This is a genomic window from Kitasatospora sp. NPDC051164 (assembly GCF_044455625.1).
Lineage (GTDB): Bacteria > Actinomycetota > Actinomycetes > Streptomycetales > Streptomycetaceae > Kitasatospora.
Genome location: NZ_JBITFB010000035.1, coordinates 1 through 18,574, shown reverse-complemented (window position 1 = coordinate 18,574; position 18,574 = coordinate 1). Strand labels below are relative to the sequence as shown.

The window sequence follows — 18,574 nt, the reverse complement described above, 5'->3', positions numbered from 1 at the left end:
GGGGGGGCCCCCGCCCGGGGGGGCCCCCCCCCGGGCCCCCCCCCCCCCCCCCGCGGGGGGGGGGGGGCGGGGGGGGGGCCCCCCCCGGGGGGCGGGGGGGCCCCCCGCGCGGGGGGGGGGGGGGGCCCCGGGGGGGGGGGGGGGGGGCGCCGGGGGGGCCCGGGGGGGGGCGGCCCCCCGGGGGGGCCGCCCCCCGGGGGCCCACCGCCCGGTGCTCAGCGGGTGAGCAGGTGCGAGAGGAAGCCGATCGACGGGTCCTCCGGGGTACCGACGAGCAGGGCCCGGTCGAGCAGGCCGTTGTTGTGCTCGCAACTGGTCTCCGGGAGCATCACGCAGGCGTGGCAGGCGGCCAGATTGGTGCCACCCGCGCCGGAGATCTCGGTCTCGATGCAGAGCGGGTCGGCGGAGCACCACTCGGCACGCTGGACGGCCGAGCGCACGGCCTGGGCGAGCCGGTCGATCTCGCCTTGGGCGACCAGCCCGCCGAGGCTCCCGGCCGAGTCGCTGGTGGCCGTGTAGATCAGCACCCCGGCCATCTCGTCGCCCGAGTAGATCCGTTCGCGCAGTGACGCGGCAGGGTAGCCCGAGTCCAGACTCCACTCGTCGATCATCACGTGCGCGAAGGTGTGCAGCAGAGCCATGCGCGGGTCGGCAGGGGAGATCGGGACCCGAGCCGGGTCGGAGGCCCGCTCGGTGAGGACCTGCTGGTGGCGGCGCCGCATGCGCGCCACGCGGGCCGCGACGGCGGGCAGTTCGGCCCAGGCGTCGATCCTCTCCTCGTCGAACCGGAGGAACACCCCCTCGCCGTGCACCTCCATGGCAGGAAGCCAGTCGGTGGGGGTGAGGGACAGCTGCGCCTCGTGGCCCTCGGAGGAGGTCTCCGGATCGATGACCCGGGTGAAGGCTTTGAGGGCGCGGACCTCCCGGAGCTTCTTCACCAGCATCGGAGTGGCCAGGCCCAGGTCGGTCAGGGGTTTCCCGTCGCCGATCGGCGGCACGCAGACGAACTGCTCGGTGTGGTGGCCGGATTCCTCCGGGTTGCCGGCGCACAGGCGCTGGTACTCCAGGTCGCGCAGGGCCCGGTAGCGCTGCTCCTGGTTGCGGTCGGGCGTGTCCTCTCCGGAGGGGTCCTCGGCCTCCAGCGCGGCGACCAGGTCCAACGCCTCCTGGGGGCTCACCGGGGAGGGAACCCCGTCGAAGATGTGCTTCAGATGGATCTCCATCTCGACGAGGCTCGTGCAGCCGCGGAGCTTGTCCCAGTGCTTGTCCAGGGCGTTCACCCGGGTGTCGCTCCACGGTGGGATGGACAGGGCCGAGCGGAGCACCGGCTGCCAGACGGAGGAGGAACCGCGCTGGAGGGTACGGGGTGTCAGGGAGCAGGACAGTCCGGGGGCGTCCTTCAGCCAGGGACGCTCGCCCCTGCAGCCGATGTTCAGCTCCTTGAGGGCGCCGGCTCGGAAGGAGCCCTCCATGGACACCTCGGGCACTCCGCAGGAACAGGAGAGCACCACCGAGCGGAGCGAGGAGGTGCGGCCCGACGATCGAAGGCTCATCCGGCCGTCACACGGGACGGCCGTGCCCTCCCCGCGCCGCCGTCGGTGCAGCCAGTCCCGGTACGGGAAGTCGGAGATGTGCCCGTCCTCGCAGGCGACCACGAAGCGGGAGGGCACCAGCGGCTCGGCGCACTCGCCACACTCGTTGCGTCCGGGCGGAGGGTTGAACTTCCCGACGTGGTCCAGTGCGTGGCACTCGGGGCAGTGGTGCCAGAGCGGGAAGCGGCGCACCCGGATGCCGTCCCGACTGTCGTCGCCGGAGGCGGGCGGGAGACGGAAGTGCCGCACACCCAGCACCCGGGCGAGGCGCGGCTCGCGGATCACCGGGGCCTCGTCGCGGGGCCACTGCTCCGCCGCGCCGTCGATGCCCGCGACGATGAAGGACTCCTGGTCGACGGCGATCAGCGACCCCACGCCGTAGGTGGTGATGGCCTGGGCTCGACGGACCGCACCGCGGCGGGGCAGGTTGCGGGCCGGTGCGGCGGAACCGGCGGCGCCGCGCCGGCGACGGGACGGGGGCGGGGTCATCGGGATGCCTCCATGAACAGGGCGGACTCGGCGTCGACGTCGCGCAGGGACCACAGGGTCTCCCACGCCTCGACGTCCTCCAGGGCGTCGTTGTAGGGCTTGAGCAGCGAGGGGACGGAGCGCCCGCGCTTCGGTTCGTAGTACAGACCGCCGTGCGCTTCGGCTTCGTCGTACCACCAGTCCACGAACTCGTGGAAGGCCGCGGCGACGTGGGCGACCTCCTTGGCGGCGGTCTCCTTCGGGGAGACGCTCGCGACCCGTTCGAGGATCAGCGGGAGGATCGTCTCCCGCAGCTCGTCCCGGAAGAGGTGGATCCTCCCCGCGTCCTCGTCCCGGCGGGCCGCGGGAATCACGATGCGCGCCAGAGCGACGATCACCGCGTGCAGGCCGCGTTCGCGGGCGCGGGCCGAGAACGGCGTCACCGAGGTGGACTCGACCTCGCGGTAGAGCGCGGAGTGGAAGTGTTGGAAGTTCTCGTAGTGCGAACGGTCCCGGGAGCGGCCCGCGTTGAGCATCACCGCGACCAGGCCGGGGTGGGCGCGGCCCACCCGGCTGGTGGCCTGGATGTATTCGGCGGTGGTCTGCGGTTGGCCCATCACGGCCATCAGGCCGAGACGGTCCACGTCCACACCGACGGCGATCATGTTCGTGGCGAGGAGCACGTCCACCACGTCCGCCGCGTCACCGTCCGTCAGCCTGCGCTCGATCTGCTTCAGGCGGGCCGGGATGTCGCTGGCGTCGACCCGGCTGGTCAGCTCGGAGTGGTTGCCGACGGAGCGCGGCTCGCACGCGTCGCGCTCGGCGAGGTGGTCCAGGTAGGCCACGACGTCGTCGTGGACCTGGAGTTCGGCGGCGGACAGCAGACGCAGGCTGTTGAAGTAGCCGACCAGTGTCCAGTACGCGTCGCGCACCCGCTCCGTGGTGTCGGACCGCATCGCCTGGTGGAGCAGTGTGGCGTAGGTGCGGATCAGCAGGGTGGACTGGCTGGTGCCCGGGGCGAGCAGGCCGACGTAGCGGCGGGACGCCTTGTCGCTCGCGGGGGTCTCCACGGCGAACCAGGAATCGCGGGCGTCCAGACCCGCGGGCGGGAACTGCCGCACCTCGCGGGAGAACAGCGCCCTGCCCTGGTCGGCGGCCCGGCGGATGGTCGCGGTGGAGGCGATCACCTTGGGGCGGTCGGCGAGCACGTCGACGGCCGTCTCGTACAGGCCGGTCAGGGTGCCCAGCGGTCCGGAGATCAGGTGCAGCTCGTCCTGGACGATCAACTCCGGGGGCGGGGTGTCGTCCTGGCGGTCCCGGTTGAAGAGGGCTGCGGTCCTCTCGCGCCACGGCATCGAGGCGAACTTGTCGACGGTGGCGATCACCAGGGTGGGCCGGGCCGCGTACACGGCCTGGTCGACCAGGTGCACAGGCAGCCCGTCGGAGAACGCGCAGTCCGTGCCGGGACAGCGCACGTCCATCCGGTCGGCCTCCTCGTCCACCGTGTAGTGGTGGGCATCGAGGGCGGTGCCGCACCACGGGCAGGCGTGCAGCTGGACGGGGTTCTCCGTCTGGAGAACCCGGCCGGAGCGGGCGGCGGCGAGCTGCCGGGAAGCCACGTCCAGGGTGTTCGGCGTGGCGGACCGGCCCACCCACATGCCGATGGAGATCTCCTCGTGGCCCAGCTCCTCGGGGTTCTCCAGACGCATCCGCTCCATGGCACAGATCAGGATCGCGGCACGCTCGAACTGCTGCAGGGTGAGGAGGCGCAGGGTGTACCGCATCAGGACGGTGACCCCGCCGCCCGCAGCGCCGAGCCGCATCCGGCGCAGGAAGGTGGTCAGGGCGATCAGACCCAGATACGCCTCGGTCTTGCCACCACCGGTGGGGAACCACAGCAGGTCGGACACGCCCCGGTCGGGGTGCTCCGGGTCGTCCACCCCGGCCAGGCACAGCAGGACGAAGGCGATCTGGAACGGGCGCCAGCGTGCGGAGGCCGGGTCGGGCTCGCCGATCCGGCCGTTCTTGACCCAGGCGGCCCGGGCGCGTTGGGTCGCCATCGCCCGGTTGGCCAGCCGGAACGCGCGCATCAGGTCGGGCTTGTCGCGCAGCAGGGCGATACCCTCCCGGATCCGCTCCAGGGCTTCGCCGCACGCGTGGACCTGGTCGGCCGCGGCCTTCTCGTACGGGGTGCCGGCGAGCGCGGCGGCCTCGTCCTGCTTCCGCTCGATCCACCGTTCGTAGCCGGCGGCCAGCCCCTCCAGGGCGGCGATCACCTCGGCGTCGCCGCCCTCGGCGAGGCCGAGCATGGTGAGGGCCTCGGCGTTGATCGTCGGGTTGGAGTCGGTGAGCAGCACCTCGTGGGTGGGCACGAACTCGGTGCGCACCTCGGCCACGCCCGCCGGCTCCACGTCGGTGACGCCGATCGGGGACGGGGTCCAGTCCCACACCGCCGCGCAGCCGTGGCCGGCGGCGAAGGTGGGGGCGTGTCGGTGCAGCAGTCGACTTGTCTCCAGTTCGGGATCGACGGCGGACAAGGCGGCCGGGCGTTCCACGAACGCGCTCGACCCGTCGGCGGCGCGGACCGTCAGCCCGGTCTGGAAGAGCGCGAAGGCGTCCTGGAGTTCCCGCTCGCCCACCTTCTGGAGATTGATCAGGGTGACGGTGACGGTGACCGTGCCCGTCTTCGGCGACGGGCGGCGCACATGGACCTCCAGCCGGACCGTGCCGTCGATCAGGTCGCGCGAGGCGCCGGAGCCCGGGTACCGGACGTCGACCGTGGTGTCCGGCAGGTCCAGCTCCACCCGGCGCCAACGTTCCCGCTGGTCGGACGTGGTGCGGGCCTCGCTGCGGCGGGCCGAGACCTTGCGTCCGTCGGCGTCCTCGGGTTCGTACACGGCGGCGCGGGCCGAGACCGTGATCTCCTGGCACTTGGCGAGGACGGCGAAGGTCAGCCCGACACTCGACGGACGCCGGTCACCGGAGTTGGGACGATCGGCGACCGCTCCGGACTCGTCGAGGCCGTCCGCCCCGGTCACGGGTTCCTCGTCCAGGCCGTCCTGCTCGGCCGCGTCCTCCAGGAGACGAGCGCCGGCTTCGGCGTTCGCCGGGCGGGGATACAGCACGCCGACGGGGTAACGGGTGATCGGCGCGTCCTGGTCCAGGACCTCGACGCGGTCCTCGGCGGAGGCGTCGACGTCTGGGCCCAGCAGCTCCCGGCGGAGCCGGGCCACCAGGTCCTCACGGACCTCGTAGTGCCCGGCGTGCCGCCCTGCGTGGATGGTCATTCCTGCTCCTCCTCGGTTCCGGCGGGGTGCCGGAACCGTCCGATTCCGTTGATGCGTGGGGCGATCCACACCCCGTGGTCGCCCAGGCCCGCGTTGGTCCCGGCTGCGGGGCTGCCCGCCACCGACTCCAGGCAGTCGATCCGCAGCCCGGCGATCTCCTCGGGCCAGCGGACCACCCAGGCCGTGCCCACCTTCAGGACGGCGTACAGCTGGCTCCGGAAGACCTCGGAGGCGTCGCCGATCTCCCGTCCCCTGTGCAACAGGGCGTACCGGGGGCTCTGTTCGGGGCCCATGGGGAGGGTGTCGCGCAGCCGGAACGTGACCGCGTCCCCCGGCCGCACCCGGTCCAGCAGGTACGCCTGGGTGCCGGGCGCGTCCGTCAGGGCGTCGGCGGGCTCCAGGGCGTCCACGTCTCCGGCCCGCACCTCGACACCGTCGCGTCGCCACCTGTGGCTCGGGTTCGGAACCCCCCGGTACCAGCGGCCGGTCGGCTTGTGCCTGAGCACCGTCACCGTGTCCGGCGGGGCTATCCGGTACAGGTCCTCCCGGGCCCGGGTCATCGCCACGTACAGCGCGCGCGCCTCGGCGGGTACGTCGAGGTCATCGGTGCGACGACGCAGCTCGGCCACGGTGGGCGGGGTGGGCAGCACCACCCGGTCGAACTCCAGGCCCTTGGAGCGGTGCACCGTGGACACGACGAGCCGGGCCGGTTCCGGATCGGCCAGTTCGTCGGGGAACCGGCGCTCCGACACCAGTCCCCGCAGCCGGGACACGTCGAGGGTGCCCCGGCCGGTGCCGCGCGCCGCCATGCGCAGCGACCGCCAGACCCGGTCGAGGTCGGTGCCCTCGGGCAGCGGGATGCCGGCGAGCAGCTCGCGCAGCCGCTCCTCGGTGAGCGTGGCGGCCCGGGTGCGACGCAACACCTCGGCGACCCAGTACGGAACGGGCCGGTCCTGGAGCGAGCGGCGCAGGGCGTGTGGGACCCCTTGGGTGTGCAGCAGTTCCGAGACGACCAGGGCCTGCCGGTTGTCCCGGCACAGGATCGCGCAGGTGCCGGGGAAGGACCGCAGCGAGTCCAGGGTGAACGAGTCGGTGAGCGGGCCCAGGTCGGGGACGTCGAGCAGCAGCTCGCGCAGCTCGCCGTGGAGCCGTTCGGCCGCCGCGTCCGAGCCCTCGGGGGCGCTGCCGATGCCCTGGACGGCGGGGCCGAGCGGGAGCGCGGTGCGCGCCTCGGGAGTGACGGCCCGGAAGTTCCGGGTCAGCCGCAGCTCCACCAGGTCGTCGGCGCAGGAGATCCGCACCCAGCGCAGGAAGAGGTCGGCACGGTCGGCGTACTCCTCCGGGTCCTCGATCTGGAAGTCGTAGATCGCCTGGGCGGGGTCGCCGACCAGGGTGAACCCGCAGGAGTCCTGGAGCCGGTCGAGCAGCGACTCCACCATCTCCCGGCGCGCGCCCACCAGGTCCTGCACCTCGTCGATGATCACGTGCGTGGGCGGGCCGGACTCCAGGGACTCCAGCGCGCCCTTCTCGATCGCGTCGGTGGCCGCCCGGATGCGCTCGTCGAAGGAGCGCGTCGACCACTCCCCGTCCGGGTACGTCTGCAGCAGCAAGGAGTACGCCCAGGCGTCGAAGGTCTGCACCCGCACCCGCCTCGCGTGCTCACCGTGCCGGGCGATCCGGTCCCGCAACTCGCGGACCGCGGCCCGGGAGAAGCTGAGGACCAGTAACTCGGAGGCTTCCAGCGCCTCGTCCGGGTCGGTGTGCCCGACGAGCGCGTCCATGCGGCGCACCAGCGTGTGCGTCTTGCCGGTGCCCGCCCCGGCGGTGACCAGGAGCCGGGTGTCCCACGGCCGGTCCACCACCGCCTGCTGTTCGGTCGTGAGGACGGGACCGTCCTCGGAGGAGAGGGTCACCGGGCGCTCCAGAGGTGCTCGAACCGGGTGAAGGCGAGGGCGGTGTCGAAGTTCCGGATGTTGTCCCGGACGTTGAGGATGAGGCAGGTGTCCTTGCCGCCGTTGCGGGGGCCGCGCAGACCGCGCCCGATCATCTGCTGGTACACGTTCGGGCTGTAGACGGGCCGGGCGACGACCACCGCGCGGGTGGCCGGGGCGTCGAAGCCCTGGGTGAGGACGCCGTAGTTGGTGAGCACCCGCACCCTGCCGTCGCGGAACTCCCGGATCCGGGAGCGGCGGTCGTTGTCGGAGGTGGTGGAGTCCACCGAGGACGCGGAGATCCCGTGGTCCATCAGTCTGGCCGCCAGGTACTTGGCGTGCTCCACCGAGGTGGCGAACACCAGCACCGGCCAGTTCCCGTCCATGCCCGCGATCTCGGCGATGATGCGACGGCTGCGGTCGTGGTCGTCGGCCAGCCGCTGTTCGGCGGCCTTGGACAGCAGGCTGAACTGCTCGGCGCTCTCCCGTTCCTGGCGGGACAGCTCGATGGTGCCGCCGGTGAGTTCCCGGTGCTCGACCCGGGCGAGCACGCCCAGCTCCTGGAGGTGCCCGTAGGCGTCCCCGGAGGGGAAGACGCCCTCGTCCAGACGGCGTGCGCCGAACCTGTTGACCAGACGGCGGGTCTCCTCCTCGTTGTGGCCGCGGAACGGGGTGGCGGTGAGGCCGAGCAGGTGCCGCTCGGTCCGGTGTTGGGTCAGGCCGAGCAGATTCAGGATCTCGGTGTAGCTCGGGCTGGTCGCCATGTGCGCCTCGTCCACGACGACCAGCGCGGCCTCCCGCAGCCAGTCGTACCGGTCGGTGTCCAGACACACTCGGAGCTTCGCGTCGGTGGCCACGACGAGTTGCGGCCCGTCGGTGACCGGGGCCGCCTCGTTCGAAGTCCACAGCCGGTTGATCGTCAGTCGCTCCTGCGCGCCCGCCTTGCTCCAGACGAACTGCCAGCTCTGCACGGCCTGCTCGCACAGCTCCTCGGTCTGGGCGATCCACAGGATCGGACCCCTGAGCGCACCGGTCTGCTTGACCCAGCGGATGACGGCCTCGGCGGTGACCCGCGTCTTGCCGGCGCCGGTGGGCAGGGACAGCATGGCGCGCTGCGGGGCGAGCCGGTCCAACATCTCGAAGATGTTGAGGGCCAGCCGCTCCTGGTAGTCGTGCAGCCGCGGGAAGTCCCTAGGACCTTCCACGGTCAGGCTCTGTTCGAGGGCAGGGGCCCGGTAGCCGGCGAAGGGCGCGGGCAGGCCGAGCTCGGCGACGAAGGAGACCGCCGCCGAACCGCCGGTGTAGGACGACGGGGCGTTCGGGAAGCGCTCCTGGATGTCACGGGCGTGGGTCTTGAGCACGGTGTCGCCGTGCGCGTTGAACGCCATCTGGGCGATCCGAAGGCCGGTGGGCTCCTGGCCGTCCAGTTCCTGACGTTCGGCGTCCATCAGCCCGGCGGGGAGCCGGTCGCGCAGGGCCTCCGCGCCGATCAGCAGCTCCAGCTTGGCCGTCACGTCCGAGGCCTCGCGGATCGCCTTCCGCGCGGACCGCGCCTTCTCGTCCTGCTCCTGACGGTCCTGGGCGTCCAGGACCGCCCGGCAGCCGGCCTCTCCCATCCGCAGGCCGAGTTCACGGTCCACGGCCCGAAGCGTGCCGAGCCGGTCCAGCGACTCCAGGACCTTGATCACATTGCCCTGGCGGGCGCTCTCCAGGGACTTCGCCCGTGCGCCGTGCGGGGTGCGGACGACCTCCTCCAGCGTGGAGCAGCGCAGCACGGAGTACGTGCCGACCGAGCCGCCCATCGTCTGGCGCAGCGTCGGGAACTCCTCGACCAGCGGGACCGGCTCCACGGTCGACTCGTGCCGGGTCTCCCGGCTGACGACGTCGTCGTGGCGCAGCATGCCCCACCGCTCGACCATGAGGTCGGCGGACCCCTGGTCCGGCATCAGCAGCGCGGGCACCCGCTCGGCCTGCAGGGAGCGGTACTCCTCCTGGCTCGCGGCGACGGCGATCTCGCCGTCCTCCCGGGTGTCCCAGGCGTCGCCGACCCGGCAGCGGGTCAGCGAACCCTCGGGGAAGTCGATCTCCAATCGGGTCAGCAGGGCGTAGGTGGAACCGACGAACCCGTCGTCCTCGCTCTCCTGCAGCTTCTCCAGGAGCTGCTCCCACTGCTGTGGGCGGACCTTCTCGACGCTGCCGGCGAGCCCCAGCTTCCGGGCCTTCTCCGTACTGATCGACGCCACCGGGAGCACGTCACGGTACGCGTCGAGCTGCGGTCCCACGGCCTCCTTGAGGGGCTTGAGGCCCTGCGAGGTCTCGACCCGCCCGTGTCGGGCGAGCATCCAGCGGATCGGGGACGGCACCGGCCGCTGCGTGTTGGCCTGGGCTCCGATCTGCAGCGTCCAGTGCACGATCAGGGCGTCCTCGGGCAGCGCCCGGAGGAAGGCCGCGCGCGCCTCCTCCGAAAGCCGGGGCAGCAGGTGCAGCGGGCCACCGACGGGAGAACCGTCGATCCTGGTCTTGGCGAGGGTCGGTCGGCTCGCCCGGTCGTCGAGCGTGCGGCAGTACGCCGCGTGTCGGGCTTCCCGGTACTCGTCGAACCAGGGCTCCGTCTCGGGCTTGTGACCCGAGGTCGGACGGTCCCGCAGGCCCAGCTCTCGGAAGAATCCCGCGTCGTCGGAGTGGAACCGCATGTCCACCGCGATCTCGGGGTCGCTCTCCGCGGTGACGACGACACCGGGCACCATGCAGTCGCGCATGAGGTGGAAGTGGCCGTCCGCCGTCCGCACCATCAGGGTGTCCGCCGGAGCCGGCACCCGCGCGGTCACCTCATGGCCCACCACCGAGGCACCCGCCCGGTGGAACAGCTCCCAGAACCGGGTCCACTCCTGCGTGCCGTACGCGTCGAAGCCCTGGTCGAGGACGCTCACGAAGCGCCCCCGGACGTCGGCTTCCTGGATGCCGAGGGCGGTGAGGGCGGAGGAGAGCGACGGGTCGTCGGACAGTGCGCGGTCGACGTAGACCAGCGACTCCCGCAGGCCGTCCTCCTCGGCGCGTCGGTACACCACGCTGCCCAGCGGGGCGACCAGCCCGTGCTCCTCGGTGAGCACGATCCGGGCCTTCCGGGCCTCGCCGGCGCAGGAGGCGTTCGAATCGATCATGTCGGCGACGATCCGGATGGCGGCCGCCGAAGCCTCCGCGGAGCCGTCGGAGACCAGCGCCTCCAACCACGCGACGACCGAGGCCCGTTGCCGCCCGGCGGCGCCCAGGATGTGCTGGACCTTGCCCGCGCGCAGGTCGGTGGCCTCGACCGAGGGGTGCACCCAGGCACGGGGGCGACCGGCGTACCTGTGCCAGGCCCGCAGCCAGCGGTTGACCGCGGTGCTGTCCTTCCCCAGATCCGGGTGGACGTGCAGCTCACCGGGCGTGCGCAGGACACCGTCCTGGTCCGGCAGCGACGGACACACCACGGTGGCGGCCCAGATCTGCTCGGTGAGCAGCCGGTCGGCCCAACTGATCGTCTCCACGCCCTTGGAGCGGCCGGGCAGCAGCGGGAGGTACGCCGCGGGATCCTCCGCCGGGGCGAGCTCGGGCAGCGACTCGACCACCAGGCGCGCCGCGACCTGGATCATCTCGACGTTGAACGGGGAGGAGTCCAGCAGGTTCTGACGGTCCTCGTTGGTCTTCCAGGCCCCGTTCAGGATGCCGCTGAGGGTCATCTCGTACTTGGTCGGGAAGAAGGACCAGAACCGGCCGCGACCCCGGGCCTCGGCGGCGCCGAGCAGGCCGGTGCGCTCGTCCGTGCGGTAGGCCGGAACGGCCCAGGCCACGTCGACGGACAGCCGGTCGTGCAGCTCGCCGGCGTCGAGTCGGGCGTCGGCGGTCGGTTCGTGGGTGCGGGAGAAGACCCGCCACTGCGAGGTGGTCGGTGGCTTGCCGACCCGCTCCTCCTGGACCGTGTGCAGGCTGCCGGTCTGCTCCGACAGCAGGGCCCGGCGCGCGACCGGACGGGGCCGGCGGTCCTCCAGGACCACCTGGCCCACGTGCGGTGAGAACAGGTGGAAGCCGGCGGGGAATTCCTCGCGGGTGTCGTGACCGCCCACGCCCTGGTGGCCGTGCATGTCCTTGCCCAGCCGGTCGGCGGCGCCGGCCAGCAGCGGGAGGCGGACCACCGTGGTGGCCCACGCCAACAGCTCGTCCAGTACCTGGTCCCGGAGGCGCTCGGCCGCCATGTCCAGCTCGCGGGCCATGCGCAGCACGGGCGCCTCGAAGTCCTCGCCGAGCCGCTCGCGCACCCCGGGCACGTTCCGGATCAGCTCGTACGACCAGGCCCGGTCGAAGCCGAAGCTGCCCTCGCGGCTGAAGAACTCGGGTGCGTCGGTCACCACCAGGACCGACTTCACCCCCACGCCGAACCGGCCGATCTGTCCGCCCCGCTTGCGGGACATGCTCATGCGCAGGATGGTCTCCGCGCCCTCGGGCGTCACCGGGTCGCCCTGATTGGCGCAGTACAGGTGGGTGCCGGTGAGGACGACGTGGATCCGGCCGCCGGGCTCGCCACGCAGCTCGTCGGCCGCGTTCTGGACGAGCTCGAAGAGCTGCCGGTCGCCGTACCCGCCCTGGGTGATGCGACGTTCGCCGTTGGCGTGTTCGGGGATCAGGCCCGGGTCGATACCGTAGGTCTCCAGGACGCGGAGGGACTGTGCGACGACGGTACGGATCACGGGGGACTGCGGATCGGCCACGAGTGGTTCCACTTCGGGTGCGAGGGATGTCGGCAATGTCGTCAGCGGGCGTGGAACACAGTGACCATGACGGAGCGACAGCTACCGGTGACGCGCTGACCATGGCCCGGGTCACGGCGCGGGCGACGGGCACGGGCGTCGGAACGCATGCGGTGGAGCGGGAAGTTCTGCGGGGACACCGAGTTACCTGCGCTTTCGCTTTCGTGGGACGTGCACGAGAGAATGGTGCGAGGTGGTGCAAAAGAAAATGAGCAGAGGGAATCCAGGGAAGGATTCAGGAAAGGCCGGATGGAACGCGCGCCTTGACGTGCTCTCGGCTGTCGCCGGATCAAGCTGACGTGCAGTCAATCATGTCTCCCGGCTTCTGCACAACGGGGGTTGGTGGAAATCCTGCAGGCCGCCGAGCCGGATGTTCCGGATGGAATCGGGCAAATGGACAAGAGTCCTCGAACACCATTCTCCATCGGGCATGGGGTGTGTCAAAGGGTGGTTGACAAGGGGCTGTCGCTGTCAATAGTGATGCGGTAGCGTGGCTCTCACCTCGTGAAACAAGCCATGCGGAAGCAGGTGGGACGTGAAGGCGGCTGAGGACTTCGGCCCCTGGCTGGCGCGCCAGCTCAGGAACGCAGGGAAGAGTCAGACCGATCTGGCGCTGGAGTTGGGCAAGACCCGGGCTGCTGTCTCGGCCTGGATCGTCGGCCGTTCCGTGCCCCGTGACGAGACCATCCGGGACATCGCCGCGTTTCTCAAGACCGACCTGGAAACCATCCACACCCGCAGCTCCGACGCCCAACTCGGGCTGCCCGTCCAGTGGTACCACCGGCCGGCCCACGCCGACGGCGGCCGTGAGTACGGCAACGCCGCCGCGTTCGCGTTCGAGGCCGACGTCTCGGTGCTCGCCCGCGAGGCCACCCAGAACAGCCTGGACGCCCGCCTCGACGCCGTCGAGCCTGTCCGGGTCCGCTACACCCTGCACGAACTCACCGGCGAGGCCCTCGCCCGGTTCCGCGAGGCTGTCGGCTGGGAGAGCCTGCGCCCGCACTACGAGGCGCTCACGGCCGACGGCGGGAAGCAGAGCAAGGTTTCGCGCACGATCGCGGCCGGACTGCGCGACATGTACCAGCACGACCGCCTGGTGCTCCTGCGGGTCGACGACTACAACGCCACCGGCCTGACCGGTGGCGACTACGAGGACGGGCTCTTCGCCGCCGTGGTCCGTCGTCAACTCGACAGCCACAAAAGGGACCTCGGGGCGGGCGGCTCCTACGGCCTGGGCAAGGCCACCCTGTGGGCGACCAGCCGACTCGGCCTGGTGCTGATCAACTCCACGCTCTCCGAGGCCCACGAGGGTCGCACCGAGCGGCGCCTCATCGGCCGACTCGACCTTCCGTGGCGCGAGGTCGACGGTCGGGCGTGCGCCGGTCCGGCCTGGTTCGGACGGCCCGACCCGACCACCGAGTCCGCCGACGTGGTCCGTTCCTGGTGGGCCGACGAGGAGACCGTCGAGAGGCTCCACCTCACCCGTGAGAGCGCGGCTCCCGGCACCTCCTTCCTGATCGTCGGCGCCCACGACGTCGCCAGTCTGGTGTCCGTCAACGGCGCCGCGGACGAGGACGAGAGCGCCGAGGACGACGACTCCGTCCACCGCATGCACGCCCGACTCGTCGACGCGCTCGGCCGCAACTTCTGGGCCGCGATGACCGGGGGCGGCGACCACAAGCCGTACCTGGAGGCGTCCGTCCGCACGTACCGCAACGGCGAGGTGCTGATCCCCGAGGAGCACGTGGATCCGGCCGTGGCCCAGCCCTCCCGCACTCGCGCCCTGCGAGCCTTCCTGGAGGGGACCACCGTCGACCGGCTCACCGGCCCCGGCCAGGTCGCCCGGGCCACCGTCCGGCTCAACGTGCCCCTTCACGGCGGTCAGGTGCGCGGTGGCGTGCCGCACGAGGCGGTGGTCCTGGTCACCAATGCCGAGGACGCCGACGGTCGTCCCAACCGACTGGTGTCCATGCGGGGCAACCGCATGACCGTCAAGGACAGTGCGGTCACCAACATCCCGGTCGGCACCAACCCGTTCCAAGCCATCCTCCTCACCGGCCGAGCGGCGGGCCCGGACGCCCCCGGCGCCGAGGCCGCCGAGGAGTTCCTCCGCGCTTCCGAACCCCCGGAGCACGACAAGTGGGGTCAGACGGAGGAACTGCGCCTCTCCTACTCACCCTCCGCCTACCGGCGCATCGCCGCCCTGACCACCGTGGCGAACGGCACCGTGCGCGATCTCGTGGCCATGCCCCGGGCCAAGCGCCGCAACGGGGGAGAGGCCAAGATCGCCGGCCGGCTCAAGGTGGGCGGTGCGCCGAAGAAGCCGCGTCCCGCGGCCTCCGCGATCCTGCCCGAACTGGACAACGTGGACGCGCTGATCGACGAGACGGGAGCCTGGTCGGTCACCGTCGACCTGAAGGTGTCGCCCGGGGTGGACACGGACCGTCCGGTCACGCCGGTCGCCAAGTTCGACGTGCGCTCCGGTCCCCGCCCGGCCGCCCCGTGGAAGGACCTCGTCGCCGTCAGCGGTTGTGAGGTCGTCGACGGAGCCCTGCAACTGGCGCCGGGCAGTCGCAAGGCCGTCTTCCGGGGCGTCACCGACGTCTCCCGTCACCCGGTCCGGGCCCAACTCACCGGACTCGTCGTCGAACTCCGCACCGGAAAGGGAGAGCAGGCGTGAAGGTCTACCCCTACCGGCGGCTCACCGGCAACGTGTCCTGGCGCGTCGACAGCGCCCAGCTCAAGGCCGAGGGCGAGCCCTGGGAGGACGTGGAGAGCAAGTACCTCTCCACCGTCGAACGCGTCGTCGCCCTCGGGCCCGACGAGGACCGCCCCGACTGGACCCAGGCCCGGCTCCGGCTCTCCGTCGGCCTCCCGGCCAAGGCCCTGGAGCCCTCGGGGCCCTGGCAGAACGTCAAGGTCGTCGCCGTCCTGACCGAGCGGGCCACCAACACCCGTACGGCCGTGGAGTTCCTCCCGGTCTCGGAGGACCGCCGGGACCTGACGGCCGAGCTGTACCTGTACCGCTCCGACCTCCTCGACCGGGCCTCCCTCGCGGTGCACGTCGTGGCCACCGTCGACGGCGTGCCCGGTCGGGTGATCGCCACCTCCGACGTGGAGTGGTTCGTCGACGTCATCGAGGCCGTGCCTTCGCTCGCTCGCGAACTCGAGGTCAGGATGGTCAACTTCGGCGCCGGGGCGAGTCGGCTCCAGCGCTTCAAGGACTCCCCGTGGCTGGTCGACACCACCGGCCGGATCCCGGCCGTGCGCGTCAACACCGACTTCGACGGGCTCGGCGACCTGATCGGCGCCGACGGGGGGACCGGGCCGGAGAAGACCGTCCGGGAACTCCTCCTCGCCCAGATGTGCTCCGAGGTCTGGACGGCCGTGTTCCACTCCGCCGTCGGCGACCTCGAGGTCGAGGGGGACGGCTCCCCGGTGTTCCCGCACGGCTGGCAGGGTGAGGTGCTCCGGGAGATGCTCCCCGACATGTACCCCGACCGCGAGCCGGAGCACGCCCTGCGTGAGGTCCATGCCGCGCGCACCGGGGCTTCCGCCACCGGGTGGGGGGAGCTCCAGTCCCGGATCCACTTCGCCGCCTCCCGGCGCGCGGGCGTCCCCCGGACGCTCTCCACCACCATCCGCGACCTGGAACGCCTCACTCAGGGGGACGACGCATGACCGACCGGCCCAGCCACCTCCCGGAACGCCTCGCCCTGCTGCCGAACGCCGAGGCGGCGGAATTCGTCACCGAGGGACTGCTCACCGGTCGCGAGGACGTGCCGAGCATCAAGCTCAATCAGGTCACCGAGCCGCTCCCGCACGGCGACCGGCGCGGCGAACTGTTGCCCGTCCGCGACTTGGCCGAGGACGCCATGGCCTACTGCCGGAACAACGGCTTCAAAGCCACCCAGGCCGATGCCTGGCTCGCACCCCGCCTCCACGCGGCGCTGCGGCTGACCCGCCGCGAGGCGGCCGACCCCGGCTTCTGGAACTACCTCGCGCTCGGGGTCGCCCCGGACTACGTGGTCTGGCGGCACCTGTCGGAACCCAAGGACGGCAAGGACGGCAAGGCGGCCAAGGTGGCGGCCGATCGCTTCCGGGGGCAGTACCACAAGCAGGCCTTCGCCCGGCTCTGGTGGGCGGCCGAACTCTTCCGTGACGGCGCGGACTACGGCCCGGTGGTCACGGCCTGCGGCATCCAGGACATCCTCAACACAGCGCTCCGGATGTCCGTGATCAACCACCGGCCCACCGCCCAGGCGATCGTCCGGCTGATCGCGAAGGGTACGGCCGCCACCGGCCGTGAGCTCAACGCTCTGGCCGGGGCCGTCAACGTCTCCGCCGCGACGCTGATGTACGACGTGATCGGTCCCGACCACCCCGAGCGTGACCCCCGTCCGCTGCGTGACTGGATCGACGAGGCCGAGACCGCCCGCCAGGTGTCACGGAACGTGCTCCCGACGGGGCCGGACGAGGAACCCGCGCCGGAGTTGTCCGTGAGCCTGCTGGCGGACTACTTCGCCGACCTCTTCGCGGACGCACTGGTCCGCGGGCGGGCCGAGTCCGAGGAGGTCGAGGAGGAGTCCTGACCCCCGGGCTTCGGGCAGTTGGTGCCGCAGCGGTCCGGAGCCTCACACCCTTCCATGCGGAGGTCCGAGTACTCCTTCTCGGCCGTGTCGAGCCGGCCCCAGCTCTCCCGCAGGGACTCCTCCGGCGGGAGCGGCATGCCCAGCGCCGCCGCAAGGACGTGCATACCGAACAGTGGGGGCACGGCATTGCCGACTTGCTGCGACTGGTCGCCGCCGTCCCAGGGATAGTCGGGCGGGAAGGTCTGGAGGATGCCGGCCTCGGCGATGGTCAGGCGGTCGGGGTCGAGAGCGCTGCCGTTCGGGTGTCGCCGGACGGCGTTGCGCGAGACCTTCCCGGTGACGGTGAACGACGGCTGCTTGTGCGTCCGGATGCCGCGATTCTTCGGGTCGCCGCCACTGCCGTAGTTCGAGACGATCTCGAAGGGGGGCTTTCGATTCGTGAGCACTTCCCCCATCGCGACCCAGGGCCTGAGCGGTGTCACGGTCCCGTCCACCGGCAGCGTGGTCTGGGCGTCGTCGGGGCCACCCTGCTCCGGCTTGCGCGGGTTGAAGACGTGATGGGTGGGAGAGGGAAGAGCAGGAGCCTCGTGCTCGGCGAGCCGCGCGATCAGGATCGTGCGGCGGCGGGTCTGCGGGACTCCGTATGCCTCGGTGTGCAGGGTCTTGACCTCGGCGACGTTGTACCGGACCCTCGTCCCGTCCTCCCGGGGCAGCCCCCTCTCCAAGGCGTCCTTGTAGACGTCCCAGAGCGCCTTGACCGCGGGGACCTGCTCCAGGACGATCACGTCGAACGGGCGCCCGTTTCGGTTGGGGCAGCCGAGGGCCTTGATCGCGTACCGAAGCGGTTCCAGGACCAGGGCGGTCCGGGAGTCGCCGCCCATCTCCTTCAACCGCTCGTCGATTTCCTTCTCGCCGGCCCCGTCCACCAAATGGTGGATGAGTTCCTTGACCTTCTCCAGGGCCTTGCGCCCCGCGCCGCTGCCGGCCACCGAGTACGTCTGGCAGGGCGGACCGCCCGCCAGCACGTTCAGGTCCGCGTCGAGCTTCTGGAACCGTTCCCGGCGGACCTCGCTGACGTCCGCGTGCCACGTCCTGAGCCCGGCCGCGTAGCGCGTCTCACAGGCGTCCTTGTCCCACTCGATCCCGAGCGAGGGCACGTCGAGCATCTTCGCGGCCACGTCAAGACCACCCGGACCGGCGAAAAGGTCCAGAATGTGCGGTTTCGCGAGGAATGAAGCGGCTGTGCCCGAGCTGGTCATGTGGCCAGAGTCTAGCCGGCGACGGGGGGTTCGACGTACTCGGTCGACGCTTCCGTCACGCTCCGCCCGCGCCTCGGCCGCCGCTCGTGGACCAGGACGGCGATCCGCTCGGCGGCCTCGGCGGCACTCTCGTGCTCCCAGACCCGAACCGACAGCCAGCCTGCCTCGGCCAGGCGGGCGTCGGTGTCCCGGTCCCGGGCGATGTTCTTCTCGATCTTCTCCCGCCAGAACTCGGCGTTGCTCTTGGGCCACGTCGCGTGCTCGGGGCAGCCGTGCCAGAAACAGCCGTCGACGAAGACCGCGATGCGCGCCGGGCCGAAGAGGATGTCGGCCTCACGGCGCACGCCCTTGAGCGGCTTGCGGTGGACGCGGTAGCGGAATCCGGCCGCATGCAGGATTCGGCGGAGGGTGACCTCGATGCCCGTGTCGTGACTGCGCTGCTTGCTCATCCGGGCGCGGATCTTCGGAGTGGTCTCCAGGGAGGACATGACCCCATTCTGGCGCCGAGGTCCGACAGGGGCCCGGCGGGTCGCCGAGCACGCTTCCGGGCACGCCGCCGTGGGCGGGGCCCCCGGGGGGGGGCCGGGGGGGGGGGCCGGGGCGCGGGGGGGGGGGGGGGGGGGGGGGGGGGCGATGCCCTACGCCCCCGTGGCGTGTGGGG

9 protein-coding genes are annotated in these 18,574 nt (G+C 71.8%); 3 read left to right on the top strand and 6 right to left on the bottom strand.

The window, feature by feature from the left end; all coding sequences use genetic code 11:
- Nucleotides 1-215 precede the first annotated feature (215 nt).
- Genes ACIBEC_RS38190 through ACIBEC_RS38175 form a run of 4 tightly spaced genes read right to left on the bottom strand, consistent with a single transcriptional unit; the run spans nucleotide 216 to nucleotide 12,023 of the window.
- A complete protein-coding gene (locus tag ACIBEC_RS38190; RefSeq protein ID WP_360509760.1) occupies nucleotides 216-2,081 on the bottom strand; it encodes a DUF1998 domain-containing protein in 1,866 nt (621 codons plus the stop codon).
- Nucleotides 2,078-5,347, bottom strand: a complete 3,270-nt coding sequence (locus tag ACIBEC_RS38185) for a helicase-related protein (RefSeq protein ID WP_360509762.1) — start codon at nucleotides 5,345-5,347, stop codon at nucleotides 2,078-2,080. The genes ACIBEC_RS38190 and ACIBEC_RS38185 overlap by 4 nt, the downstream gene beginning before the upstream one ends.
- The gene (locus ACIBEC_RS38180; protein ID WP_360509764.1) at nucleotides 5,344-7,260 is read right to left on the bottom strand and encodes a UvrD-helicase domain-containing protein; all 1,917 of its coding nucleotides are present in this window, start codon (nucleotides 7,258-7,260) and stop codon (nucleotides 5,344-5,346) included. Before ACIBEC_RS38180 ends, ACIBEC_RS38185 begins: the two co-directional genes overlap by 4 nt.
- A complete protein-coding gene (locus ACIBEC_RS38175) occupies nucleotides 7,257-12,023 on the bottom strand; it encodes a DEAD/DEAH box helicase family protein (RefSeq protein ID WP_360509766.1) in 4,767 nt (1,588 codons plus the stop codon). The genes ACIBEC_RS38180 and ACIBEC_RS38175 overlap by 4 nt, the downstream gene beginning before the upstream one ends.
- Nucleotides 12,024-12,597: 574 nt before the next feature.
- Between ACIBEC_RS38175 and ACIBEC_RS38170 the strand changes: the two genes are divergently transcribed.
- The 3 genes from ACIBEC_RS38170 to ACIBEC_RS38160 are packed head-to-tail and all read left to right on the top strand — an operon-like array spanning nucleotide 12,598 to nucleotide 16,654.
- Nucleotides 12,598-14,742 (top strand): helix-turn-helix transcriptional regulator, encoded by a 2,145-nt coding sequence (locus tag ACIBEC_RS38170; RefSeq protein ID WP_360509767.1) that lies wholly within the window; start codon nucleotides 12,598-12,600, stop codon nucleotides 14,740-14,742.
- Nucleotides 14,739-15,743: a hypothetical protein gene (locus tag ACIBEC_RS38165; protein WP_360509769.1), complete on the top strand. Its 1,005-nt coding sequence runs from the start codon at nucleotides 14,739-14,741 to the stop codon at nucleotides 15,741-15,743. Before ACIBEC_RS38170 ends, ACIBEC_RS38165 begins: the two co-directional genes overlap by 4 nt.
- Entirely contained in the window at nucleotides 15,740-16,654 is a 915-nt protein-coding gene (locus tag ACIBEC_RS38160; protein WP_360509771.1) for a DUF6339 family protein, read from the top strand. Before ACIBEC_RS38165 ends, ACIBEC_RS38160 begins: the two co-directional genes overlap by 4 nt.
- Here ACIBEC_RS38160 and ACIBEC_RS38155 read toward each other — a convergent pair.
- Together ACIBEC_RS38155 and ACIBEC_RS38150 are read right to left on the bottom strand one after the other, a co-directional pair.
- Nucleotides 16,579-17,913 carry a DNA cytosine methyltransferase gene (locus ACIBEC_RS38155; protein WP_360509773.1) on the bottom strand — a complete coding sequence of 445 codons (1,335 nt, stop codon included), beginning with the start codon at nucleotides 17,911-17,913 and terminating at the stop codon, nucleotides 16,579-16,581. The genes ACIBEC_RS38160 and ACIBEC_RS38155 overlap by 76 nt on opposite strands.
- A gap of 11 nt (nucleotides 17,914-17,924) precedes the next feature.
- The gene (locus tag ACIBEC_RS38150) at nucleotides 17,925-18,401 is read right to left on the bottom strand and encodes a very short patch repair endonuclease (RefSeq protein ID WP_360509775.1); all 477 of its coding nucleotides are present in this window, start codon (nucleotides 18,399-18,401) and stop codon (nucleotides 17,925-17,927) included.
- Nucleotides 18,402-18,574: the final 173 nt, after the last annotated feature.

Bases quoted from the DNA above. Each gene is read 5' to 3' on its own strand.
- ACIBEC_RS38190 (WP_360509760.1), bottom strand. From the start codon at position 2,081: ATGACCCCGCCCCCGTCCCGTCGCCGGCGCGGCGCCGCCGGTTCCGCC.
- ACIBEC_RS38185 (WP_360509762.1), bottom strand. From the start codon at position 5,347: ATGACCATCCACGCAGGGCGGCACGCCGGGCACTACGAGGTCCGTGAG.
- ACIBEC_RS38160 (WP_360509771.1), top strand. From the start codon at position 15,740: ATGACCGACCGGCCCAGCCACCTCCCGGAACGCCTCGCCCTGCTGCCG.
- ACIBEC_RS38155 (WP_360509773.1), bottom strand. From the start codon at position 17,913: ATGACCAGCTCGGGCACAGCCGCTTCATTCCTCGCGAAACCGCACATT.
- ACIBEC_RS38150 (WP_360509775.1), bottom strand. From the start codon at position 18,401: ATGTCCTCCCTGGAGACCACTCCGAAGATCCGCGCCCGGATGAGCAAG.